We start from the raw sequence: 23,804 nt of genomic DNA on the forward strand, positions 1-23,804 counted from the left end.
AATGAGGGAATACAAAACCCCCACAGATTTTAAAACCTGAGGGGGTTTCTATTTTATTAAAAAAGATTTATTGTGGAAAAATCATAATCTTGGCATTTTCCTCAAAATAGGTTTCCATTTTTATCGGGATTTTATCGAGAACCGGCTGATAGGCCACGCTGCCTTTTCTTGCGGTAATAAGCATAATAATGTCTTCCGGTTGGACATTTTTGGAAAGTATTAAAAAGTCTTCCCAATCATTAAATTCGTTAAATTCGAATGGAGCTCGTAAATTTAAATCATCTACAAGTTCCTCTATAGCTTTTTGGGTTTTTTTCGTGCAGTTAACAACTATGGGTACGCTTAACTCCGCTGAAATTTTAATGACCTTTTTCACCCAAAGCTCAAATCCCACCATATCTTCGGATCTTTCGGGAACGGCAAGAATAATTTTTTGATGTGTGGCCCAGGGTTTATCGCTCTGGCAAAGAAATATGGTTTTGGTGGTATTGTCTATTATACTGCGCATTTTTTCACCTATCACTTTATCTTTGCCGGAGCTTGTAGGCCATCCCATCACAATAAAATCGGCGATAAGTTCCTTGGACTTTCTGGAAATTCCATTGGCGATATCCTGATCTATAGTGGCGGTTACATTTACTGCAGTTTCGGTAGCTGAAGCTTGCTTTATATATTCCTCCAGTTTTGTTTTTGCCTGGGCAATATTTAGTTCTGCTTCCTCGTCGTTGGGAACAACGGTAAGAATAGAAACCGGATTTGTAGAGCTTTTGTCTTTTATAAGAATTGAAAATTCCAATAATTTTTCAAGATTTACCATATTGGCCAATGGAAGTAAGATACTTTCCATTTTATAACTTTCAGATTTTTTGATCTCCTCCGGATTTGTTTCTTTAGCTTCAGAAACCATACTTTTTGCGGCATTTTCAGTTGCTAAAGTTGACACAATTGAAGTAATAAGAATAAGTATAATCGTTCCGTTTAGGATGTTGATATCAATTATTCCGGCATTATAACCAACAATAATTACTGCCAGGGTAGCGGCTGCATGCCCACTGCTTAAGCCAAAGATCACTTTGCGTTGTGAAGCGGTATATTTAAATACGTATTGGGTGAAAAATGCAGCAAGCCATTTCCCTAAAACCGCAACTACAGAAAGTGTAATTGCGATGACTATGGCCATATATCCTCCAAAAATCACGCTTATATCTACCATCATGCCTACGCTGATAAGGAAAAACGGAATAAAAAGGGAGTTCCCCATAAATTCGATTCTGTTCATAAGTGCAGAGGAATGTGGAATTAATCTGTTAAGGGCCAATCCTGCCAAAAAGGCTCCAATAATGTCCTCTACCCCCGCCAGTTCAGCTAAAAAAGCAGCTAAAAACATCACGGTAAGCACGAAAATATAATGGGAGTGTTTCTCTTTTTCAAGTTTGGTGAAAAACCATTTAGCAATTTTTGGTACTGCAAAAAACATGATCAAACAAAAAATCGTGAGTGAGATTAGGAGTCGTATCCAGAAATCCAATGTTAAACCACCTTCCTGGGCATTTCCCATAATCACGGCCAGGATTATAAGCACGGCGGTATCGGTTAAAATAGTACCCCCAACGGTAATTGCCACAGCCTCGTCCTTGGAAACTCCCAATTTACTAACAATAGGATAAGCGATAAGCGTGTGAGTTGCAAACATACTGGCAGTAAGAAAACTGGCGTTAAAATCGTATCCCAAAAAATAAAAACATACTGGAAATCCTATAGCAAGGGGCAGTGAAAAGGTGAATAAACCAAAAAGAAAGCTTTTATTCCGATTGATTTTAAACTGATTCATATCGAGTTCCAACCCGGCAATAAACATAATATACAGCAGGCCTATTTTTGAGAATAGATCGATAGCTGCATTTTGCTCTAAAAGACCAACCCCAAAAGGGCCAATAAAAATACCTGAAATAATCAATACGATTATTCCCGGTATATTAAGCCTTCTGAATAATATTGGGGAAACCAGAATTATTATAAGAATAAGGGAAAAAACCAGCACGGGATTGCTAAAAGGCAATTCAAATTCGTGATATAAAATTTCTGAAAATTCATCCATCTGAAAACCTTAGTAGTGTTATTATAATGCCTGGTGGAATTTATTCTGAATAAAAAAATTATTTAGCGTAAAAAAAAAGAATTGTAAAGACAAATTTAGCAGTGAATTATCAAAATTTTGACAAATTATTCATAAAATATAGATCACACCTTTTCATCTACATTTTCTTCTTTTTGAATTTGTTTTCCAAGATAAACCAGCTTTGAACCTTCCTGTATTTCAATTTCTGAGTTATTTGAAGGGATGATTTTAAGTTCGCCCTTTACTCCTTTAATAAATAAGGGTACGATATGAGGATCGGTTTTAGATATCTCGATCAAGCCTTCATAATGTTGTAAACTGTTAAGAGGTATTTCATGAATTGTAGGGTACTTTCGTGATATTTCGGTGAGTTTTATATAATCGTCGGTATGAGAAAAAAGACCTTCGGATGGATTAGTTTCAGGATCATTCATCTCATCCGAAGAAATCAAACGGTAGGATCCCTTTTCCCCAAATTGCTTTTTAAACCTGGTAATAGCAGTTTTATTGATGTCACTATTTCCTGTCATGGACATCAGGTATCCAATATCATTTAATTCTATATTATTCAAAAGATCATCGGCATAAACACTTCCCTCAATGGCATCCAGCCCCATTCTCTTGGATTTTTTAATGTTATCATTATTACTGTCAACCAGTACCACGTGCCTTTTATTATCCTGAAGATATTTTGCAATTAGTCTGGAAATAGAAGAGGCACCAATTATTAATATCCCTTCCGAATTCTTAACAAACACACCCACCAATTTGGCAAATAACCGTGCGGTAGTGGCATTTAGCAATACAGAGCCCAAAACCATCATGAATACAAGCGGGGTGATATATTCTGCACCAGGAACCCCTTCTTTTACAAGTCTAAGTCCAAATAAAGAGGCTATACCGGCGGCCACAATTCCACGCGGGCCAACCCAACTTATAAATGCTATTTCATTTATTTTAAGTCCGGAGTTTATAGAACTCAATATCACTCCAAATGGCCTTACTAACAATATAACCACTCCAAACAATATCAGGGAATTCCAGTTGAAGATTAGTTCCAGTTCCTCGATTTCAATATTTGCAGCCAGTAGGATAAATAAAATGGAAACCAAAAGAACGCTAAGGGATTCTTTAAAATACAAGAGTTCCTTGATATTGGGCAATTGTTTATTACCCATAACCATTCCCATGATCACTACGGCCAATAATCCGCTCTCATGAGCAAAAATATCTGCCAGTACAAATACCCCAAGTACTGTTGCCAGAATAAAAACATTAAGCAAATAATGGGGGATCACATTTTTTTTGATCAAATAGGCAAGAACATTGGCAAATGCATATCCAAAGGTAAACCCGAATAAAAGTATTTTTCCAAACTCAATAAGGGCAGTTTCGGTAAAATCCTGCCCACCTTCAACCCTAATAAATTCGAATACCAAAACTGCAATAAGTGCTCCAATTGGATCAATTAAAATTCCTTCCCATTTAAGGATGGAAGAAACGTGTGTTTTAAGCGGGATATTTCTTAAAATAGGAGAAATAACGGTAGGGCCTGTTACAATTATGAGGGCTGAAAAGAGGAAGGAAATTTGCCAGGTTAATCCCAAAATAAAGTGTGCGGCCAGACCCGCACCAAAAAATGTAACCGCTACTCCTACACTAATAAGTTTTATAATAACAGGCCCAATATGGCCCACTTCACTTTTTTTAAGAGTAAGCCCACCTTCAAATAAAATTATTGATATTGCCAGGGAGACAAAATAAAACAGACTTTCTCCCGGAAATAAACCCTCTGTTCCATTCCATATGGGTTCCAGCCATTTAGTTCCGTCTTCAGAAATAAGCGTTGAAAAGGGACCTACAAAAAGTCCTATTAAAATAAGGGGTAAAATTGCTGGCGTTTTGGTTTTCCAGGCCAGCCATTGAGCCAATATTCCAAGTATAATTAATCCTGCAAGCTCTAGCATTCTATAAATTTTTTGATTGGCATTTTAAAAAACAATTAAAATCGCCGTAAAATTAATGTTTATTATAAAACTTCAGGGATTTAAGTTCAGGCAAGTTAAGCTTTTGAAAAAACGAAATTTCCAATATTGAAAATGTATGTTAAATATTCCCGGTAGATTCTAAAGTTTTAATAAATGTCTAATGGTTTTAGTAATTTGCGGATGTAATGAATTACCCTGAAGCATGCTCACAAGGTATGTAAAAGGAAGAAGCACTCAAAACCCTTATGAAATCCCGCCGGAAATTGCGTGAGGACACCTGGGGATTAAAAAAAATCCATTTTTCATGAAATTATACCCAATAGAAGCAGGAAACTTTAAGCTGGATGGAGGAGCGATGTTCGGCGTAGTTCCAAAAACAATCTGGAATCGCACAAATCCATCAGATGAATCCAATTTAATCGATATGGCCGCGCGCTGTTTATTGATAGAAGACGGAGATAAATTAACCCTTATCGACACAGGAATGGGGGATAAGCAAAGCGACAAATTTTATGGGTACTATAATCTTTGGGGAGACGAATCTATAGACAAATCCCTAAAAAAATATGGTTTTCACCGAGACGATATCACCGATGTTTTTTTAACTCATCTCCATTTTGATCATTGTGGCGGCTGCATTCAATGGAATAAAGATAGAACAGGCTATGAACCTGCATTTAAAAATGCGCGTTTTTGGAGTAACAAGGATCACTGGTTATGGGCAACCGAACCCAATGCCAGGGAGAAGGCCTCCTTTTTAAAGGAAAATATTATCCCTATAAATCAAAGCGGAAGACTTCATTTTATAGAAAAAGATTCTTCTCAACAATTCACAAATTTACCAAATTTAGGTTTTGGTGTGTTTTTTGCAGATGGGCATACCGATAAACAAATGATCCCAAAAATAGAATATAAAGGAAAAACCATCGCTTTTATGGCAGATTTGCTTCCTACCGCAGGACATATTCCTTTGCCGTATGTAATGGGTTATGATACCCGGCCGCTAATAACTTTATCTGAAAAAGAGTTGTTTTTGAATACCGCTGCAGATGAAGGTTTTTATCTGTTTCTTGAACACGATGCGCACAATCAAATAATAACCGTAAAACACACCGAAAAAGGTGTTAGGCTGGATGAAACCTTTACCTTTAACGAACTTTTTGATTAATCTAATTCCTATATCAGGCTTATTTAATTCGATAGATATCGCTTAAATTTAACAAATAATAATTATATGCAAATACCATTTTTCAAACCCCTGCTTATTACAAGTTTGGTCTTATCCTTAGCCGGATGTAGCAGCACATCCCCTTCAATTCTTTCCACTCCCATTGAAAATATAGATGAACTTCCTTTAAAGATTGTCCCTTTAACCGATTCTCAACTAAAATATTGGGGTGAAGCAGACCTTTCCACCGATACAATCCCAGGAATGAGCATCAATAAGGCGTATGAGGAAATTATTAAAAACAAAACAGGAACTTCGGTAATTGTTGCTGTAATAGACAGTGGAGTTGATATCACCCATGAAGATCTAAAAAGTGTTGTTTGGATCAATAAAGATGAAATTCCCAACAATGGAAAAGATGATGACAACAACGGGTACATAGATGATATTCACGGCTGGAACTTTTTAGGAGATGCTGTAAAAGAAAATATGGAATACACCCGTATTTACAAACGTTTAAAACCAAGCTATGATAATAAACCTGCCAGTTCTATAAGCACTGCAAACAGGGAAGAATTTGCCCTTTATCAACGCGCTAAGGCCGAATATGAAAAAGAGTATAATGAAACCCTTCAATCCCGGGATCAATACCAACAAATAAAACAACAATTGGTTCCTGCACATGCTGCTGTATCTTCAAAACTGGGAAAAGAGGATTATTCCAAAAAGGAATTATCGGCAATGCCTGCTGATACAGACCAGATGAAAAATTATAAAGGCATGTTAATGCAAATCCAGAATAATGTGAATGAAAGCATTCCGGAAGCCTTAAAATTACTGGAAGAAGGCCTTACCTATTTTTCAGAGCGGTTGGATTCACATTTCAACTTTCAGCTGGATGGTAGGGCAGTAGTAGGGGATGATCCCTATGATATTACCGATACAAAATACGGGAATAACCAGGTTTCAGGTCCTTCAAAAGATAAGGAAGACATTAAACATGGTACACACGTAGCTGGAACGATTGCTGCAAAAAGAAATAATAACATTGGAATAAACGGGGTTGCAAATAATGTGAAAATAATGGTTTTACGAGCCGTTCCCGATGGAGATGAATACGATAAAGATATTGCCCTGGCCATACGTTATGCCGTAGATAACGGTGCCAAAATAATAAATACCAGTTTTGGGAAATATTTTTCTCCAAATCCGGAATGGGTAACCGATGCTATCATCTACGCAGCTGAAAACGATGTTTTGATCGTGAATGCATCCGGAAATGAAGGTTTGGATCTTGAAACCAAAAGGGTATATCCAAATGATCAACATCCTGGTGCCCCTAATGAAATATCAGATAATGTTTTAAGTATTGGAGCCCTTAATTATGAATACGGATCTGGCCTTATAGCAGGATTTTCAAATTATGGTAAAACCAATGTGGATGTATTTGCACCCGGAGTAAAAATTTGGTCCACCACTCCCAATAATACCTACGAGTATTTACAGGGAACTTCAATGGCTGCTCCGGCTGTTTCAGGTGTAGCTGCAATTATCAGGTCATTTTATCCAAAATTAACCGCAAATCAGGTTAAACAGGTAATTATGAATAGTGGTATTTCCACCAATGCTACCGTGCTCGTGGGAGAAGGAAAAATTCAGAAAAAATTCAAGGATCTTTCCGTTTCAGGAAATATGGTTAATTTATATAACGCATTAATTTTAGCAGATAAAGTTTCAAAACAGTAAATTATGAAGAGAATTTTAATAACGCTTACATTTTTATCCGGATTCTGGGCCTCTGCCCAAAACAATACTTCTTATTGGCAACAACAGGTTGATTACACAATGGAAGTAGATATGAATGTTGATAACTACCAATATACAGGTACTCAGGAGTTGGTTTATACAAATAACTCCCCGGATACCTTAAACCGCGTATTTTACCACTTGTTTTTTAATGCCTTCCAGCCTGGAAGTGAAATGGATGTAAGATCCAGAACTATTGCAGATCCAGATAGCAGGGTAGGAGATCGTATTTCAAAATTATCTGAAACCGAACAAGGGTTTTTAAAGATAAATTCGCTTACTCAAAACGGAACAACCTTAACTTATAAAGAGGTTGGAACTGTACTTGAAGTAGCACTTGAAAACCCGATACTTCCTGGAGAAAAGACAACTTTTAACATGGAATTTACAGGACAGGTGCCTGTTCAAATTCGTCGTTCCGGAAGAAATAGTTCTGAAGGAGTTGCCCTTTCAATGACCCAGTGGTATCCTAAAATAGCTGAATATGATTTTGAAGGATGGCACGCCGATCCTTATTTAGGAAGAGAATTCCACGGTGTATGGGGAGATTTTGATGTAAAGATCAGCATCGATAAAAGCTATATTATGGGTGCAACCGGATATTTACAAAATCCGCAGGAAATAGGTTATGGGTACGAAGAAGCAGGTACGAAAGTAAACCGTCCCGGTGGTAAAAAACTCACCTGGCATTTTATAGCGCCAATGGTGCACGACTTTGCCTGGGCTGCCGATCCTGAATATATTCACGATAAAAGAACCGCTGCAGATGGAACAGTGCTGCATTTTCTTTATAAAAACAACCCTGATATAAAAGAAAATTGGAAAAATCTTCAGCCTAAAACAGAAGCTTTATTGCTGTATTTTAATGAACACATCGGGGAATATCCATGGGATCAGTATTCTGTTATCCAGGGTGGTGACGGTGGAATGGAATATGCGATGCTTACCCTTATAACCGGAGAACGTACTTTTGGAAGTTTGGTAGGAGTAACCGCACATGAACTGGCCCACGCTTGGTTTCAGCATTTGCTGGCCAACAACGAAAGCAAGCACGAATGGATGGATGAAGGATTTACTTCTTATATCTCCAATCTTGCAATGAATGAGGTTATGGAGGAAGGAAAGGAAAATCCATTAGAGGGAACCTACCGAGGTTATACAAGATTGGCTACCTCTGGAATTGAGCAGCCACAGTCTACCCATTCAGACAGGTATGCAGTAAATGCTGCTTATGGAACAAGTGCCTATTCAAAAGGAGCTATATTCCTTTCTCAGCTTGGATATGTTATTGGACAAGAAAACCTTCAGAAAACAATAAATCGTTATTACGAAGAATGGAAATTTAAACACCCTACACCAAATGATTTTATAAGGATTGCTGAAAAAGTTTCCGGAGCTGAACTGGACTGGTATTTAACCGATTGGACCCAAACCACCAATACCATAGACTACTCAATAAAAGAGGTTGCGGAAGGTGAAAATGAAACAACTACCGTAACTTTTGAAAGAATTGGCCTGATGCCGATGCCTGTAGATCTAAAAGTGGTCTACAAAGACGGAACAGAGGAATTGGTTTACATTCCATTAAGAATGATGCGTTGGCAAAAACCAGCCCAGAATACTACTAAACGGATAGTTGCAGACGATTGGGCCTGGGCATATCCTACCTATACATTGAAATTGAATAAACCTAAAGCGGAAATAAGCAAAATCATTATTGATGATTCCCAGATGATGGCCGATATCAATCGTGAAAACAATGTTTTTGAGCAGGAATAAAGGTTGATTGCAAAAAATTAGAACGTCTTTCTAATAAGCATACATAAAAAGAAAGATCCGTTTTGGGAATTCCCAAAGCGGATTTTTTTAATTTAGCCCTCTAATAATTCAACGATGAATGAAAAGTTTCCTTCTTCAGAAAAACTGAAAAGCAAAATACTTATAGACCGCTTGTTTTCAGAAGGAAAATCCATAAAAAATTTCCCTTTAAAACTCATTTATCTACCCCTGAAAGAAACTGGATTAAAAACCTGTAAAACAGGGGTTTCTGTTCCTAAACGCAATTTTAAAAGAGCTGTAGACCGCAATTATTTTAAGAGATTAATGCGTGAGGCTTTCAGAAAAAATAAATATCTTGTAGAAAGCAATCCAGATCAAAAATACGCGATGATGTTTGTTTATACCACCGCTAAAAAATTTGATTATCATCAAATAAATACGTGTTTGATCCAGATTTTGGAAAAATTAAAAGAAAAGGAGGCATCTCATGAAAAAATCAATAATTAAAACAATTGGAATTGCGGTTCTTGGAATTGCAGTTCTTATTGGAACAACCGGTTTTAAATCTGATTTTTTTGCAATCGCAAAACAACTGGAGATCTTTACAACCCTGTTCAAGGAGCTGAACATGAATTATGTAGATGAAACCAACCCTGCAGATTTGATGGATACCGCCATAAAAGCAATGCTTGAAGATCTGGATCCCTATACAAATTACTGGAATGAACAGGATGTGGAAGCAGCAAGAATGAATACTGCAGGCGAATATCAAGGCATAGGAGCGGCTGTAAGGATAAGGGAGGACAGGTTTACCATCATTGAAACCTACAAAGATTTTCCGGCAGATAAAGCCGGTTTAAAGCCCGGAGATGAAATAATACAAATAGATGGAATTGCGGTGAAGGATTTCAAGGAAGATGCCGGAAAACTGCTCAACGGTGCTCCAAATTCGCAAATTACCCTCACCTACCTTAGGCAGGGGAAAACCCAGTCCACAACATTAACAAGAGGAACAGTGGCCCTTAAAGCGGTTCCTCATTATCAATTGCTGGAAGACAAAACAGGATATATCGTTTTAAGCAGGTTTAATGAAAATGCATCCAACGAAACAATTAAAGCCCTCAAAGATCTCGAAAGTCAGGGGGCAACTAAAATTATTCTTGATTTACGTGGTAATCCCGGGGGTTTGCTGAGTGAAGCTATTTTGGTTTCCAATATTTTTCTTGATAAAGGTCAATTAATCACTTCTACAAAATCTGTTATAGAGAAATACAATAAAGAATATTTCACGCCCAATGAGCCTATCAATACTAAAATTCCATTAACTGTTCTGGTAAATGGACGAAGCGCATCTGCAAGTGAAATTGTTGCCGGGGCAATTCAGGATCTGGACCGCGGGGTAGTTGTAGGTGCCAGGAGTTTTGGAAAAGGACTGGTACAGCGACCTAAAGAACTTGCATACGGAACTCAGTTAAAATTAACGATTTCCCGCTATTATACACCCAGTGGAAGATGTATTCAGGCATTGGATTACAGGGATAGGGATACCAAGGGAAATGCAGTAAGGACCAGAACAGAGGATTATAATGAGTTTAAAACCAAAAACGGAAGAAGTGTTTTTGACGGTGGTGGAATTCTTCCCGATGTAACATTAAAGACTTCAGAATATAGTGCAATAACCAATGCACTGCTGGCCAGCAATGCACTTTTTGATTTTGCTACAACGTATTATTATTCTCATAAACTGGAAAATCCCGAAAGTTTTCGGTTTAGCGATGCAGATTATAATGAATTTAAAGAACATCTGAACAAAACCGGGTTTAGCTACCAAACAAGGACCGAAATGGAACTCGATAAAGCTATGATCACAGCTAAAAATGAGGGTTTTGAAGAGGAAACCATTCAGAATTATAAGGAGATAACGCTTGAAATAGAAGCGGCTAAAAAAGAAGAACTCGATGCTAAAAAACCAGAGTTGGTAAGTTTATTAACCGATGAAATTATTAAAAGATATTTCTATCAGGAAGGATTGTATAAATATTATGTAAAGCATAATCCTGAAATTCTTGAAGCCAGGGCTATTCTTAATAATCAACAGCGTTATAAATCTATTTTAAAATAATACACTTCATTCACCTTATTTATAAACCATACCTGGTTCTTGCAGTTACGCAAAAGACGGAACAATTTTGGCTCTTTACCAGACATTACTGATTTTATAAATGATAAAGGTTCCACTCAGGAACCTTTTATCATTGCAATATGTGGAATACCATCTTCCAGATATCCTTCCCCTAATTGAATAAAACCGTGGGTTTCATAGAACTTTATTAAATATTTTTGCGCGGAAAGTTTTATGTTTTTAGTCTGGTATTGGTTTTTTATAAGGTCGATGGAAGCTTTGAGTATGTCGTGGCCAAATCCATATTTTCTGAAGTTAGATTTTACAATCACTCTGCCAATAGATGCTTCCTCAAAATAATATCCCGGTTTAAAACAGCGCGTATAGGCAACAAGCTCATCTCCTTCAAAACCCATCACATGGATAGCCTTGCTGTCTTTTCCGTCTATATCCTGGTAAACGCAATCCTGTTCTACAACAAAAACCTCAGATCTTAGCTGTAAGATTTTATAGAGTTCCTCTAGTTCAAGTTCCTGAAATGTTTTTATTTTAATATTCATTCAAAAGCAATTAAATTGAGATGATTGGATACGGAAATTTTTTATTTTTCAAATGGAATTTTTGCTACCCTGTTTTGATGCCTACCTCCTTCAAAATTGGTATTTAGGAAAATATCAACCATATCAATCGCCTGAGTTTGCGAGACAAACCTGGAAGGAATACTTAATATATTAGCATCATTATGTTGTCGTGCAAGTTTAGCTATTTCAGTAGTCCAACACAAAGCACAACGAATTCCCTGGTGTTTATTTGCAGTCATAGAAGCTCCATTTCCGCTTCCACAAATAATTATTCCAAGATCCACTTTCCCGTTTTCAACATCATTGGCCACAGGATGAACAAAATCCGGATAATCTACACTTTCTTCAGAGTCCGTCCCATAATTAACAACATCTATTTCTTTAGATTCCAGATAGGCCATTATAGCATGTTTATATTCGGTTCCTGCGTGATCGTTTCCAATTGAGATGGTCATAGTTATGTTTTTAGTTAAGCAAAGGTAAAAAATGGCTTGTTAACTTAAATTATTTTGATTGTTAATTACTAACTGTACTTCCTTTATTTTAAAGACTTTGGAAATATCGTTAAATTGTGGATAACCTTTAGTTAGAATCTAACAACGAAATTTGGATAAGTGGATGAGAATTAGAATAGAAAAAATTAACCCTTAAAAGCAAATTATAACTCTGCAATTTTTAGACAACTTATGAGCACTAAAAATGGCATTGTGAACAACCAAAACAAAATTAATTTTCACATTTTTATATTAACAAGATTTTGTTAACCATTGTTAAGAAAACCTTAAAAATAAGTCAAAATCAAGAAGTTGGGTCTTTATAGTTATGTTAACAAGTTGAAATCAATTGTTCGTAATGAGAAATCCAATTTTAATTCAAAAAAGTTATGCTACAAATTAACAAGCTATAATAAGCATCAGTTTTAATTTTAGTAAAAGAAGAAAAATGAAATATATATTATTTATGTTAACAACTATAGTTTCTATGAGATAAAATTAATGAAAGGATTTAAAACTTTTTAGTTAAAACCAAGTATATGATACTTAAGCAAAAGCCATTTTAATATTATAAAAAATAATAATTCAGGCTATGTATATTCACATAGTTCTTATTTCACTTGGTTTAATAGGCTTTAAATGAAAAAATAATATTTTATTCAAAATAAATTTTGGTAGTTTTATTAAGTAAACTATTTTGCTTTGAATAGATTGTTACCTGAATTTCTGTAAACGATTTTTTATTCAAAGTTTTATTTACAAGAACAGTTACTCCTATTAACCCCAGAAGGAAAATAAGAAAAAACAACAATGATATTTTAGAGGACTTACTCAAAACCATAACGTTTTTTAAAAAATCTGGGGAATTAGATGGGGGATTTTATTGGGGAATGGGAATATGAATTTAAGAAACTTTTAATAAAAAACAAATGATTTAACCAAAAAATATTTTCTTAACTATTTGTTAATCAAAGGAGTCCTTTTGTTTATAGGGTTTAACCTTTAAAACATACTTAACAAATCTTTAGCGGCTTATTAATCTAAAGTCACATAATAGCTGTAATTTTATGCTTTATTTAAATTTATGAAGAAGAAAAAGAGTAAATCGCATACATCCGGAGGCAAGGATAATTTTTCAAAAACCATTCTGGATATCTTAAGAAAATCACCTGAAAACGCTTTTAACTATAAACAAATTGCTGCAAAACTTGGTGTAGATGATCCTGGATCAAGAAATAAAATTATAAGAGTGCTGGCGCAGCTTGCGGCAAAAAAGCAAATTAAGGAAGAAGACAGGGGAAAATTCAAGATTGAAGCAAACCTGGAATATTATTCAGGTATACTTGATATGACCACCAAAGGTTTTGGTTATGTTGTGGTAGAGGAACTGGAGGACGATGTTTTTATACCTCAAAATGCGTTGAACAAAGCACTAAACGGGGATGAAGTAGAAATTTATATTTACAATAAACGAAACAAAAGGAAATCGGAGGGGGAAGTAGTAAAAATCCTTAACCGAAAACGTACGGAATTTGTGGGAATTCTCCAACTGAAGGAGAATTTTGGTTTTGTTGCTATTGGAGATCCAAAGATGTATACCGATATTTTTGTTCAAAAAAATAAGATACTGGATGCCCAGGATGGTGATAAAGTGGTTGTTATCCTTGAAGAATGGCCTGAAAAGGCTGATTCTCCTTTTGGAAGAGTAAAAGAAGTTCTTGGTAAACCAGGCGAGCACCAAACTGAAATGCATTCCATTTTAGCACAATATGGATTACCGCATGAATTTCCCAAGGAAATAGAAGATTTTGCCAATGGTATTGATACTTCTATAAAGGAATCTGAAATCAAAAAAAGAAGGGATTTAAGGGATACGCTTACTTTCACTATCGATCCGCAGGATGCTAAGGATTTTGATGATGCATTAAGTTTTGAGGCTCTAAAAAATGGAAATTACAACATTGGAATACATATAGCCGATGTTTCTCATTACCTGCTACCTGGAACAGTTTTAGATGATGAGGCCTATGAACGGGCAACCTCGATATATCTTGTAGACCGCGTGGTTCCTATGTTGCCGGAAGTACTTTCCAACAACGCATGTTCATTAAGGCCTAATGAGGAAAAGTATACTTTTTCTGCCATTTTTGAAATAGATACCAAAGGCCATGTAATAGATCAATGGTTTGGAAGGACGGTTACAAACTCCGATTATAGATTTGCCTACGAAGAGGCACAATATATCATTGAAACAAATCAGGCTGTGATTCCGGATGAAATTTCCATTCAGGAAAGCGGTTATACGGTGAATGATGATGTGGTTTCTGCGATTACAACAATGAACGATCTCGCTATGACAATGCGCGATAGAAGGATGAAAGAAGGTGCAATTTCTTTTGATAAGGTGGAAGTGAAATTTCAGTTAAGCGAAAACAATGAGCCTATTGGAGTATATTTTAAAACTTCAGCTGAAGCCAATAAGCTTATTGAAGAATTTATGCTTTTGGCCAATAAAAAAGTGGCAGAGTTTATTGGAAAACAAACACCAAAAAAGACCTTCGTATATCGATGTCACGATGAACCGGATGAGTCTAAACTTAATTCCCTGCAAACGGTTATTTCGAAATTTGGATATAAAATAGATTTAAAGGATAAAAAATCCATCGCTAATTCTCTTAATACGCTGTTGAGCGATGTACAGGGTAAAAAAGAGCAAAATATGGTAGATACCCTTACCATCAGGACGATGAGTAAGGCATACTACAGCACTAAGAATATAGGACATTACGGTTTGGCATTCGATCATTATTCTCATTTTACATCCCCTATAAGAAGATATCCGGATGTGATGACGCATAGGTTGCTTCAGGAATACCTGGATAATAAACCATCTGCCAAAGAAGAGGAATACGAGGAAAAATGTAAGCATAGCAGTGATATGGAAAGCCTTTCTACCAGTGCTGAAAGGGATTCCATAAAGTTCATGCAGGTTAAATTTATGCTGGATCACCAGGAAGAAGAATTTTTAGGAGTTATTTCAGGAGTTACAGAATGGGGTATTTATGTGGAGATTGAAGCCAATAAATGCGAAGGAATGGTTAGACTTAGGGATATTAGGGACGATCATTATGAATTTGACGAGGAACAATATGCCATAGTTGGAAGAAAAACCAAAAATAAATATACTCTTGGAGACGAAGTGTATGTAAGTGTAAAAAATGCCGATTTGGTAAAAAGACACTTGGATTTCAATTTAGTTGGAAGTAGAAAAAGTGTAGAAAAGGAATAATTTATAATTTTCCAATTCAGAAATAATTAACTGGGTGCAGGCTAAAAATATTTATAGGATGGAAATCCATAAATAATTGGTAGGAAGGCATGCTTTGGAGGAACTCCAAAATATATATTCTAAAACCTTATCTTTGTAGAAATCACATTTGTGTATGATTCAAGATATTTTGGCCGCCATACCTCTGGGAATTTTCTTGGCTTTTTTACTTGGACCCGTATTTTTTGTTTTGTTGGAAACAGCGGCAATTAAAGGATTCAGAGCTGCATTTTCCTTTGATTTAGGCGTAATTTTAGCCGATATTGTTTTTCTCTTTATAGCATATCTCAGTACTTCAAAATTACTTTCAAGCTTAAAAAACGATCCTGCATTGTATATTTTTGGAGGAATGATCCTTGCCACTTACGGTTTAATGTCGTTTATACAAACTAAAAAAGCACTTCCACTTGAAGATGAAATCCCTGAAGTAAGAAAATTAAACAGAAGCGATTTTTTTGGTATGGCAGCCAAAGGTTTTCTCCTAAATTTTATAAATATTGGTGTATTGGGATTCTGGCTTGGATTGATTATCGTTTTTGGTCCTACGCTCAATATGGAAACAAACAGGATTTCGGTATTTTTCGGAACTATTCTTATCACTTACCTTGTAATAGATATTGTTAAAATCCTCCTGGCTAAAAAATTAAACAGGAAATTGACACCTAACCGAATATACTTAATGAAGAAAGGCATCAGTATTTTAATGATAATTTTCGGGATAATATTAATTATTCGGGGTGTTTTTCCTAAGAGGGCAGAGAAGTTACAGGAACGAATTGATATTATCCATCCTGAAAACGTCGTTTCATTACTCCCTAAAGATTCCAAAATTTACTTTTTTCAGAAGAAAGGATAATTTCTTTCTTCGTTTAGGCTGAAGAAAACTTGACAAGCCTGAGGAATTCATAATATTGAGAATTATTAGATTATAAAACATAAAAAAAGCTTCCTGAAAAGGAAGCTTTTGGAGGCATCGAGCGGATTCGAACCGCTGTACGAGCTTTTGCAGAGCTCTGCCTAGCCACTCGGCCACGATGCCATTAATTTGGTTGGCAAATGTAACAAAATTTTCTATTTACTGAACAAAAAACTAGCGGGATTTAGTTCTGCACACACTTACCATTTCTACATCCCCATCAATTGGAGGGTTTATTTTTGATACACAGACCTTTACTTTTTTTATAAGATTCAATTCTGCTAAAGTCCTTACAAGAATACGTTCGGCAACAGTTTCCAATAATTTAGAACGAATCGCCATCTCCTCTTTTACTATTTTGTTAAGATGAACATAATCGATCGTATCTACTAAAGAATCAGTTTTAGCCGAAAGAGACAAATCACCGTGTACCGTAAGGTCTACGCGGTAATCGCTTCCTATTTTCCCTTCTTCTTCCAAACAACCGTGATTCGAGAAGGTTCTTATGTTTTTTAATTTGATGGTTCCCACACTTTTTTTACAAATGTAGAACCCCGCAACCTAATATGTTCTATAAAATTCATTTTTTCAGTTTTAATCAAAATCCCGGGGCGTGGCCACGAAGTATGAATTGGAAAAATACTTTTAAAAATTCGAACCAAGCCCGCCTGAACCAATCGGGCAGGCCTCGGGGAATTAAAGCCTCAATGGAGGATTAACCTTGATTTACTGGAAGAATTTATTGGAATTAAGGTTGTTTTATTCTTTAACTTGTTTCTTTAGCTTGCTTCAAGGTAATTGATTGGTATTCCCGAGCGAATTTTTGATAACTTTGCCACCTATTTTTTATCCAGAATTATTATGACTGAAGTAAAAAAACCCCTCAATTTTATTGAGCAAATTATAGAAGAAGATCTTAAGGAAAATTATTCCAGGGAACAATTGAAATTTCGTTTTCCTCCGGAACCTAATGGTTATTTACATATTGGACACGCAAAATCCATTTGTTTGAATTTTGGATTAGGAGTGAAGTATGGTGCTCCGGTAAATCTTCGGTTTGATGATACCAATCCAATCAAAGAAGAACAGGAGTTCGTGGACTCCATCAAAGAAGACATTTTATGGCTTGGTTTTAAATGGGAAAAAGAATGCTATGCTTCCGATTATTTTCAACAGTTATATGATTGGTCTGTTCAAATGATAAAGGATGGATATGCTTATGTAGATAGTCAGACTTCCGCAGTTATGGCAGAACAAAAGGGAACTCCAACGCAGCCCGGGATCCATAGTCCGTTTAGGTCCAGGTCGGTCGAAGAAAATCTGGATCTTTTTGAAAAGATGAAGAATGGAGAAACCGAAGAAGGAGCGCATGTACTTCGGGCTAAAATAGATATGGCCTCTAAAAATATGCTAATGCGTGACCCTGTAATGTACAGGAGTTTACATAAAAACCACCACCGTACAGGAAACGACTGGATGATCTATCCTATGTACGACTGGGCACATGGCCAAAGTGATTTTATAGAACAGGTTTCACATTCCTTTTGTACACTTGAATTTGTGATGCACAGGGAGCTTTATAATTGGTTTTTAGGGGTGATTGATACCAAGGATCAATTAAACCCAAAACAAACCGAATTTGCCCGTTTAAATTTGAGTTATACGGTGATGAGTAAACGCAAACTTGCAGAATTGGTGAATAATAAATTAGTTTCTTCCTGGGACGATCCCCGAATGCCTACCATATCTGGATTGCGAAGAAGGGGATATACACCGGCTTCCATCAGGAAATTTGCCGAAACCATTGGAGTGGCAAAACGTGATAATATTATTGATGTATCGCTGCTTGAGTTTTGCATACGCGAGGATTTGAATAAAATTGCACCTCGTGTTATGGGTGTTTTAGAGCCTGTTAAATTGGTGATTACCAATTATAAGGATGGAAAGGAAGAGTGGCTTGAAACCGAAAACAACCCTGAAGATGAATCGGCAGGTACAAGGGAAATTCCTTTTTCAAAAGAACTTTATATAGAAAGGGAAGATTTTAAAGAAGAAGCCAACCGGAAATTTTTCAGGCTTAGCATTGGCAAAGAGGTAAGGCTTAAAAGCGCATATATTATAAAAGGGGAGAAGGTTATAAAAGATGAAAACGGAGAGATCCTTGAAATTCATTGTACGTATGATTCCAAAAGTAAAAGTGGAAGTGGTACCGAGGAAGCTTTAAGGAAGGTTAAAGGGACTTTACACTGGGTTTCTGTAAAGCACGCAGTTCAAGCAGAGATACGGCTTTACGATCGCTTATTTAATGAGGAATCTCCAGATACGGATAAGGAAAAGAGTTATTTGGAATTTATCAATCCGGATTCCTTACAAATCGTGAATGGATATGTTGAACCTGGGTTAAAAGGAGCCGGTGTTTCAGAAAAATTCCAGTTTCAGCGAATTGGATATTTTAATGTGGATAAGGATACTACTGAAGACAAACTTGTTTTTAACAGAACCGTTGCCTTACGCGATTCCTGGGGAAAACAAAACCAGTAATACTGGCGGAAATCAAGGTTTTAAAGGCCATTTAAGAATATTTTGGGAAAGGAAGTTTACATATTAACCGGTTATTAACAGAGGAAACCTTAGTTTTAAGTTAATTTTGTGCAATAAATAATCAATTAAATCAAAAAATAATTATGGCAAATACAGGAAATACCTTATTAGCGTTGATAACAGGTGCCGCTATTGGTGCAGCTGTTGGGTTGTTATATGCTCCGGAAAGTGGAGATGAAACCCGTAAAAAAATAAGTAAAGAAACCAAAAAAGCGCAGGAAGAATTTAATAAAAAATATAAGGAAACTTCCTCTAATTTAAGCTCAAAGGCTAAAAAAGCCCGTAAAGATTTTGAATCCCGCCTTGAGGAAACTTTATCTTCAGCCAGCTATAAAGCTGATGAAATCCTGGAAGCAATGGAATCTAAACTTGAGGATCTTAGAAAACAAAACGCCAAATTAAAAAAAGACGTTAAATCAGATTCCGCTTCAGACATTCCGGATAGAGCTATAATATAAGTTTAGTATGGCTTTTGAAAAACTAACCAATAGTATTCAAGATCTTAATGATAATATTCGCGCACTCGCACACAGCAGTGCCGAATATTATAAGTTGGACTTATACAAGAAAATAATAAGAGGAGCAATCTTCCTTGTTAATATGATGTTGATTGGTTTTATATGCCTTATTGTACTTTTATTTTTATCCATTGCCGTTGCAATTACAATTGGAGAAGCATTAGGGATACCCAGTGCAGGATACTATATTGTAGGAGGCTTTTATTTGCTCATACTTATTTTTATATGGGTATTTGGGAAGCATTACATCCGGAAGATCATCCTTCTTAAATCCTCCAGAACTTTCTTTAACGATTAATTTTATGCTATGAAAGAGTACAGTTCATTTGATGAAATAGAAAGAGATCTGAAGATTCTAAAATTACAAACACAAATAGATAAGGAGGAGATAAAATTAAGTTATGAACTTACTAAGGATAACATGTCTCCGTTTTCCCTTATTGCAAGTATGGCGAGCTCTGTAATTCAAAAGGCCCTGGTTTTAAAAGCTGTTGCAAAAATATTTGGTGTAAAGAAAGTAATTACTTCAACGCGTTAAATTTTAATTCCAACACTTGGGATTTTTAAAGGATAAAGTCATCGAAATTTCGATGACTTTATCCTTTTTTCAATTTGAGATTGATACTGAATGATTGTTGACCGTTAAACATTTTTTGTGAAAGCAGAAACCACACATTCATTTAGCTATCCAATGGTATTTTTAATCCCTCATTGAGGGTTTAATTCCACGAGGCCTGCACGAGTCGTTCAGGCTGGGCTTGCCCCGAGGTTTTTGATTTAACAAACCTTATTTTTCTGAATTTTTCAATTATATCGATAATAAAGTGTTTTAAAAAAAACAGAAATCATGACTAAATGTTTATCCGTTAATTAAAATCAGGTCTTTTATCTTGGTTCTTGCAGTTACGCAGAAGGTGGAACGATCCTGGCTCTTTATCGGACATTACTGATACTGAATAATATAATAACGTGATTTTCTATTTCTCTTAATTATTCTTCCGTTCCTGAATTCCTATCCTTTCGTTCCTTTTTTTTATTCTGAAGGTATAAATTTTCAGCATTTTTTTGCTTCATAGCTTCTCCAATCTGGTTGGATGCGGTAAAAGAAGCGATCATATTATTTAGCATATCGCTTCCTGCCTGTGGGGAATTGGGGAGTAGAATGAGATTGCTGTTGGTTTGCTCTCCAATAGCCTGCAGGGTGTCATAATGTTGGGTTACAACAATTAAAGCCGAAGCTTCCTGAGAATTAATTCCTACTTTATTTAAAACATCTACACTTTCTTCCAAACCTCTTGCGATCTCCCGTCGCTGATCTGCGATTCCCTGTCCCTGTAATCGCTTGCTTTCTGCTTCCGCGCGGGCTTTAGCCACTATTTTGATACGTTCAGCCTCCGCTACGTATTCTGCAGCTACCTTTTCCCTTTCAGCAGCATTTATCCTGTTCATCGCCGATTTTACCTGCGCATCGGGGTCTATATCTGTAACCAGGGTTTTTATAATATCATATCCATAGTCCTGCATAGCTTGATTTAATTCCCTTTTCACCGCATTTGCAATGTCATCCTTTCGTTCAAAAACATCATCCAGTTTCATTTTTGGAACTTCAGCCCGCACAACATCAAAGACATAAGAGGTGATCTGGTCATTGGGATTTTCCAGTTTATAGAAGGCATCATAAACATTTGTTTTCATAACCTGGAACTGCACAGAAATTTTTAGTTTTACAAACACATCATCCTTGGTCTTGGTTTCTACCAGAACATCCAGTTGCTGAACTTTTAAATTAATGCGTCCCGCTATTTGGTCTATAATAGGAACTTTAAAATGTAAACCCGAATTTCTGATACTTCTGAATTTTCCGAATCGCTCTATAAGAGCTGAAGTTTGTTGTTTCACGGTAAATATTCCTGAAAACAGGATAATTAGTGCAAAAACAAGAACAATGGGAATAAGAATTGTTGCAAGCATAGTGTTTAGTATAATTTAGATGCATAATATACTAATAATTGACCTACTTTAGATTATTAAAAATTTTTAAAATATGCGAAATTTAACCTTATTTATAGTGAGTATGCTTATGATTTGTACTCTTTGTATACAGGCACAAAACAGGTATGGAGACTCCTACAACCGGCTTGGGATACAGGCTGGGATCAACTATGGAGGATTTAATAGCGATGATTTTAATACTTCTGAAAAAGCAGGATATATGGTTGGACTAACTACCCGTGCCGCTGTTTATAATAATTTCATCATTATCTACGGGATTAATTTCTATGAATTCAAAACAGGAATAAATATCATGGAAACACAGGCTTCTCAATCCATAGTTGCTAATTTTAAAGCTACAGGGGTTCAATTAAACCTTTTTGGAGGCCACAAGATCATTGGAGAACATTTAAGCTTTGAAGCGGGTCCTGTGCTTCAAATAAACAGCAAATGGAAACCTGAAAAGGAATTTGAAAATTATTTTATAGAAGGCTACGATCTTCAGGCTGAGGATCTGGAAGAGATTTCCAGGGTTAACTTTAATGTTGCCGGAAATATTTCGGCGGGTTTCAGGGATGTTAAATTATGGATTCAATATCAATACGGCGTAAATAATATTTTCAGCAAACTAAATTCTGAAGGACTGGAAAATAAAGATTCCCGCGCTGCTAATCTAAATGGTCATTTAGGTTTAGCAACAGCGGGAATTGTAGTTTATTTATAACCCCCCAGGGCTTGCTCCGGGGATAGTGATCATCTATTTAAGCGCGGTTACAGCGTAATTAATTCGCTTCAGGGTTTCTTCTTTTCCTAACATGGCGGCAATTTCAAAAACATCCGGACCCTGCATTGCACCAACAAGCGAAAGCCTGAATGGTTGCATCACTTTTCCAAATCCAATTTCACTTGATTCAATCCAGGATTTGACGTCATGCTTTAGTTTTTCAACCTCAAAATTTTCTACTTTTGATAAAATCACTGCAAGTTTTTCCATGATCTCAGCACTGTCCTCTTTCCAGGCCTTTTTTGCTGCCTTCTCATCAAATTCTTTAGGTGCCTCAAAGAAATAACTTCCCAATTCCCAGAAATCGTCCACAAAAACAGCACGTTCCTTTAAAAGGTTTACCACTTCAATAACGTATGTCAGGTTAAATGATATCTCTTTGGATTCCAGTATTCTTTGAAATTCCTTGGCTAGATCATAGTCAGATTCCAGTTGCAAATAGTGCTGTTGAAACCATTTTGTTTTTTCAGGATCAAATTTGGCCCCGGATTTATGTACCCTGGAAATTTCAAAAGCTTGTACCAATTCCTCCAGGATGAAAAATTCCTGTTCGGTACCCGGATTCCACCCAAGGAGACTTAACATATTTACAAGAGCTTCCGGCAGGTAGTTTTCTTCGCGGTATCCGGCTGAAACCTCTCCTGTTTTAGGATCTTTCCATTCCAAAGGAAAGACAGGGAAGCCCATTTTATCTCCATCGCGTTTGCTTAATTTTCCTTTTCCCTGAGGTTTTAAAATAAGCGGTAAATGGGCGAATTTTGGAGCTGTCCATCCAAATGCCCGGTAAATCAGGACATGTAAAGCAAGGGAAGGAAGCCATTCCTCACCGCGAATCACGTGTGAAATTTTCATCAAATGATCATCAACAATATTTGCCAGATGATAGGTTGGTAAACCATCACTTTTAAAAAGCACTTTATCATCCAACACAGCAGTATCTATTTCCATATTCCCCCTAATTTCGTCGTACAGCTCCAGGGTTTCAGATTCCGGGGATTTGAAACGAATTACATAAGGAACCTCTGCATCCAGGTTTTCCCTTACTTTATCTTCAGAAAGGGATAAGGAATTATTCAATTTTTGTCGGTTATGCCAGTTATAAATGAAGGTTTTCCCTTTTTCTTCATGATCCTTCCGATGTTCTTCCAATGCTTCTGAAGTATCAAACGCATAATAGGCATTTCCGGATTCCAGCAATTTATCGGCATATTCTTTATATAAATGTGCACGCTCACTTTGGCGATATGGGCCGTAATCTCCTTCTTTCCCGGGGCCTTCATCATAAGGAATTCCACACCAATTCAGGGAATCAATAATATATTGTTCGGCGCCTTCCACAAACCTGTTTTGGTCTGTATCCTCTATCCTCAAAAGGAAATCTCCGTTGTGTTTTTTTGCGAATAAATAATTATATAATGCTGTTCTTACACCACCTATATGTAAAGGTCCTGTTGGACTGGGTGCAAAACGTACGCGTACTTTAGCAGGCATAATTGTGAATTTTAAATGCAAAGGTAATGGATTCTAAAGGTTTTTACCATTTTTATAGCTTGTTAGGTAGAGGCATCGGTTTGCACTTTTGAAATATCTAATTCCAATAAAAGAAAT

General features: G+C 36.3%; 19 protein-coding genes and 1 tRNA gene. 12 read left to right on the top strand and 8 right to left on the bottom strand.

The window, feature by feature from the left end; all coding sequences use genetic code 11:
• Window positions 1-67: 67 nt before the first annotated feature.
• Together ACKGJN_RS02785 and ACKGJN_RS02790 are read right to left on the bottom strand one after the other, a co-directional pair.
• Window positions 68-2,098 carry a cation:proton antiporter gene (locus ACKGJN_RS02785; protein ID WP_409537903.1) on the bottom strand — a complete coding sequence of 677 codons (2,031 nt, stop codon included), beginning with the start codon at window positions 2,096-2,098 and terminating at the stop codon, window positions 68-70.
• A 143-nt stretch (window positions 2,099-2,241) separates the two neighbouring features.
• The gene (locus ACKGJN_RS02790; protein WP_409537904.1) at window positions 2,242-4,086 is read right to left on the bottom strand and encodes a cation:proton antiporter; all 1,845 of its coding nucleotides are present in this window, start codon (window positions 4,084-4,086) and stop codon (window positions 2,242-2,244) included.
• 325 nt (window positions 4,087-4,411) lie between these two features.
• Between ACKGJN_RS02790 and ACKGJN_RS02795 the strand changes: the two genes are divergently transcribed.
• The 5 genes from ACKGJN_RS02795 (at window position 4,412) to ACKGJN_RS02815 (ending at window position 10,982) form a co-directional block, all read left to right on the top strand.
• Entirely contained in the window at window positions 4,412-5,275 is an 864-nt protein-coding gene (locus tag ACKGJN_RS02795) for an MBL fold metallo-hydrolase (protein WP_409537905.1), read from the top strand.
• A 66-nt stretch (window positions 5,276-5,341) separates the two neighbouring features.
• A complete protein-coding gene (locus ACKGJN_RS02800) occupies window positions 5,342-7,021 on the top strand; it encodes a S8 family peptidase (RefSeq protein ID WP_409537906.1) in 1,680 nt (559 codons plus the stop codon).
• Window positions 7,022-7,024: 3 nt separating this feature from the next.
• The gene (locus ACKGJN_RS02805) at window positions 7,025-8,860 is read left to right on the top strand and encodes a M1 family metallopeptidase (protein ID WP_409537907.1); all 1,836 of its coding nucleotides are present in this window, start codon (window positions 7,025-7,027) and stop codon (window positions 8,858-8,860) included.
• Between the two features lie 114 nt (window positions 8,861-8,974).
• Window positions 8,975-9,367, top strand: a complete 393-nt coding sequence (gene rnpA, locus ACKGJN_RS02810) for a ribonuclease P protein component (protein WP_409537908.1) — start codon at window positions 8,975-8,977, stop codon at window positions 9,365-9,367.
• Window positions 9,348-10,982: a S41 family peptidase gene (locus tag ACKGJN_RS02815; RefSeq protein WP_409537909.1), complete on the top strand. Its 1,635-nt coding sequence runs from the start codon at window positions 9,348-9,350 to the stop codon at window positions 10,980-10,982. Before rnpA ends, ACKGJN_RS02815 begins: the two co-directional genes overlap by 20 nt.
• Before the next feature lie 116 nt (window positions 10,983-11,098).
• Here the strand turns inward: ACKGJN_RS02815 and ACKGJN_RS02820 are convergent, their stop codons facing one another.
• Together ACKGJN_RS02820 and rpiB are read right to left on the bottom strand one after the other, a co-directional pair.
• Window positions 11,099-11,542 (bottom strand): GNAT family N-acetyltransferase, encoded by a 444-nt coding sequence (locus ACKGJN_RS02820; protein ID WP_409537910.1) that lies wholly within the window; start codon window positions 11,540-11,542, stop codon window positions 11,099-11,101.
• A 41-nt stretch (window positions 11,543-11,583) separates the two neighbouring features.
• A complete protein-coding gene (rpiB, locus tag ACKGJN_RS02825) occupies window positions 11,584-12,018 on the bottom strand; it encodes a ribose 5-phosphate isomerase B (protein ID WP_409537911.1) in 435 nt (144 codons plus the stop codon).
• A gap of 1,123 nt (window positions 12,019-13,141) precedes the next feature.
• On the opposite strand from rpiB, the gene rnr reads away from it, so the two are divergent.
• Window positions 13,142-15,346: a ribonuclease R gene (rnr, locus tag ACKGJN_RS02830; protein ID WP_409537912.1), complete on the top strand. Its 2,205-nt coding sequence runs from the start codon at window positions 13,142-13,144 to the stop codon at window positions 15,344-15,346.
• Between the two features lie 154 nt (window positions 15,347-15,500).
• Window positions 15,501-16,241, top strand: coding sequence for a LysE family translocator (locus ACKGJN_RS02835; protein ID WP_409537913.1), 741 nt, complete (start codon window positions 15,501-15,503; stop codon window positions 16,239-16,241).
• A 109-nt stretch (window positions 16,242-16,350) separates the two neighbouring features.
• On the opposite strand, the gene ACKGJN_RS02840 is transcribed toward ACKGJN_RS02835, so the two are convergent.
• Together ACKGJN_RS02840 and folB are read right to left on the bottom strand one after the other, a co-directional pair.
• Window positions 16,351-16,424, bottom strand: a tRNA-Cys gene (locus tag ACKGJN_RS02840).
• Between the two features lie 51 nt (window positions 16,425-16,475).
• Window positions 16,476-16,832, bottom strand: coding sequence for a dihydroneopterin aldolase (gene folB, locus ACKGJN_RS02845; protein ID WP_409537914.1), 357 nt, complete (start codon window positions 16,830-16,832; stop codon window positions 16,476-16,478).
• 330 nt (window positions 16,833-17,162) lie between these two features.
• Here folB and ACKGJN_RS02850 point away from each other — a divergent pair, with 330 nt between their 5' ends.
• The 4 genes from ACKGJN_RS02850 (at window position 17,163) to ACKGJN_RS02865 (ending at window position 19,958) form a co-directional block, all read left to right on the top strand.
• Window positions 17,163-18,842 carry a glutamine--tRNA ligase/YqeY domain fusion protein gene (locus tag ACKGJN_RS02850; protein ID WP_409537915.1) on the top strand — a complete coding sequence of 560 codons (1,680 nt, stop codon included), beginning with the start codon at window positions 17,163-17,165 and terminating at the stop codon, window positions 18,840-18,842.
• Window positions 18,843-18,985: 143 nt separating this feature from the next.
• Window positions 18,986-19,360, top strand: a complete 375-nt coding sequence (locus ACKGJN_RS02855; protein ID WP_409537916.1) for a YtxH domain-containing protein — start codon at window positions 18,986-18,988, stop codon at window positions 19,358-19,360.
• A 7-nt stretch (window positions 19,361-19,367) separates the two neighbouring features.
• Complete coding sequence (locus tag ACKGJN_RS02860) at window positions 19,368-19,718, top strand: phage holin family protein (protein WP_409537917.1); 351 nt, start codon at window positions 19,368-19,370, stop codon at window positions 19,716-19,718.
• A 9-nt stretch (window positions 19,719-19,727) separates the two neighbouring features.
• Window positions 19,728-19,958 carry a DUF6327 family protein gene (locus ACKGJN_RS02865; protein ID WP_409537918.1) on the top strand — a complete coding sequence of 77 codons (231 nt, stop codon included), beginning with the start codon at window positions 19,728-19,730 and terminating at the stop codon, window positions 19,956-19,958.
• Between the two features lie 452 nt (window positions 19,959-20,410).
• Here ACKGJN_RS02865 and ACKGJN_RS02870 read toward each other — a convergent pair whose 3' ends face one another.
• Window positions 20,411-21,391: an SPFH domain-containing protein gene (locus tag ACKGJN_RS02870; protein ID WP_409537919.1), complete on the bottom strand. Its 981-nt coding sequence runs from the start codon at window positions 21,389-21,391 to the stop codon at window positions 20,411-20,413.
• Window positions 21,392-21,464: 73 nt separating this feature from the next.
• Between ACKGJN_RS02870 and ACKGJN_RS02875 the strand changes: the two genes are divergently transcribed.
• Window positions 21,465-22,136 carry a hypothetical protein gene (locus ACKGJN_RS02875; protein ID WP_409537920.1) on the top strand — a complete coding sequence of 224 codons (672 nt, stop codon included), beginning with the start codon at window positions 21,465-21,467 and terminating at the stop codon, window positions 22,134-22,136.
• Window positions 22,137-22,169: 33 nt separating this feature from the next.
• On the opposite strand, the gene gltX is transcribed toward ACKGJN_RS02875, so the two are convergent.
• On the bottom strand, window positions 22,170-23,687 hold the full coding sequence (gene gltX, locus ACKGJN_RS02880; protein WP_409537921.1) for a glutamate--tRNA ligase: 1,518 nt from the start codon (window positions 23,685-23,687) through the stop codon (window positions 22,170-22,172).
• Between the last annotated feature and the right edge of the window lie 117 nt (window positions 23,688-23,804).

It is taken from the genome of Gillisia xinjiangensis, assembly GCF_046298265.1.
GTDB lineage: Bacteria > Bacteroidota > Bacteroidia > Flavobacteriales > Flavobacteriaceae > Gillisia > Gillisia xinjiangensis.

Coding starts and splice junctions, on each gene's coding strand:
- ACKGJN_RS02860 (WP_409537917.1), top strand. CDS start 19,368: ATGGCTTTTGAAAAACTAACCAATAGTATTCAAGATCTTAATGATAAT.
- ACKGJN_RS02820 (WP_409537910.1), bottom strand. CDS start 11,542: ATGAATATTAAAATAAAAACATTTCAGGAACTTGAACTAGAGGAACTC.
- gltX (WP_409537921.1), bottom strand. CDS start 23,687: ATGCCTGCTAAAGTACGCGTACGTTTTGCACCCAGTCCAACAGGACCT.
- ACKGJN_RS02790 (WP_409537904.1), bottom strand. CDS start 4,086: ATGCTAGAGCTTGCAGGATTAATTATACTTGGAATATTGGCTCAATGG.
- ACKGJN_RS02855 (WP_409537916.1), top strand. CDS start 18,986: ATGGCAAATACAGGAAATACCTTATTAGCGTTGATAACAGGTGCCGCT.
- ACKGJN_RS02850 (WP_409537915.1), top strand. CDS start 17,163: ATGACTGAAGTAAAAAAACCCCTCAATTTTATTGAGCAAATTATAGAA.
- ACKGJN_RS02795 (WP_409537905.1), top strand. CDS start 4,412: ATGAAATTATACCCAATAGAAGCAGGAAACTTTAAGCTGGATGGAGGA.
- rpiB (WP_409537911.1), bottom strand. CDS start 12,018: ATGACCATCTCAATTGGAAACGATCACGCAGGAACCGAATATAAACAT.
- ACKGJN_RS02875 (WP_409537920.1), top strand. CDS start 21,465: ATGCGAAATTTAACCTTATTTATAGTGAGTATGCTTATGATTTGTACT.
- ACKGJN_RS02805 (WP_409537907.1), top strand. CDS start 7,025: ATGAAGAGAATTTTAATAACGCTTACATTTTTATCCGGATTCTGGGCC.
- ACKGJN_RS02835 (WP_409537913.1), top strand. CDS start 15,501: ATGATTCAAGATATTTTGGCCGCCATACCTCTGGGAATTTTCTTGGCT.
- ACKGJN_RS02800 (WP_409537906.1), top strand. CDS start 5,342: ATGCAAATACCATTTTTCAAACCCCTGCTTATTACAAGTTTGGTCTTA.
- ACKGJN_RS02815 (WP_409537909.1), top strand. CDS start 9,348: ATGAAAAAATCAATAATTAAAACAATTGGAATTGCGGTTCTTGGAATT.
- rnr (WP_409537912.1), top strand. CDS start 13,142: ATGAAGAAGAAAAAGAGTAAATCGCATACATCCGGAGGCAAGGATAAT.
- rnpA (WP_409537908.1), top strand. CDS start 8,975: ATGAATGAAAAGTTTCCTTCTTCAGAAAAACTGAAAAGCAAAATACTT.
- ACKGJN_RS02870 (WP_409537919.1), bottom strand. CDS start 21,391: ATGCTTGCAACAATTCTTATTCCCATTGTTCTTGTTTTTGCACTAATT.
- ACKGJN_RS02785 (WP_409537903.1), bottom strand. CDS start 2,098: ATGGATGAATTTTCAGAAATTTTATATCACGAATTTGAATTGCCTTTT.
- ACKGJN_RS02865 (WP_409537918.1), top strand. CDS start 19,728: ATGAAAGAGTACAGTTCATTTGATGAAATAGAAAGAGATCTGAAGATT.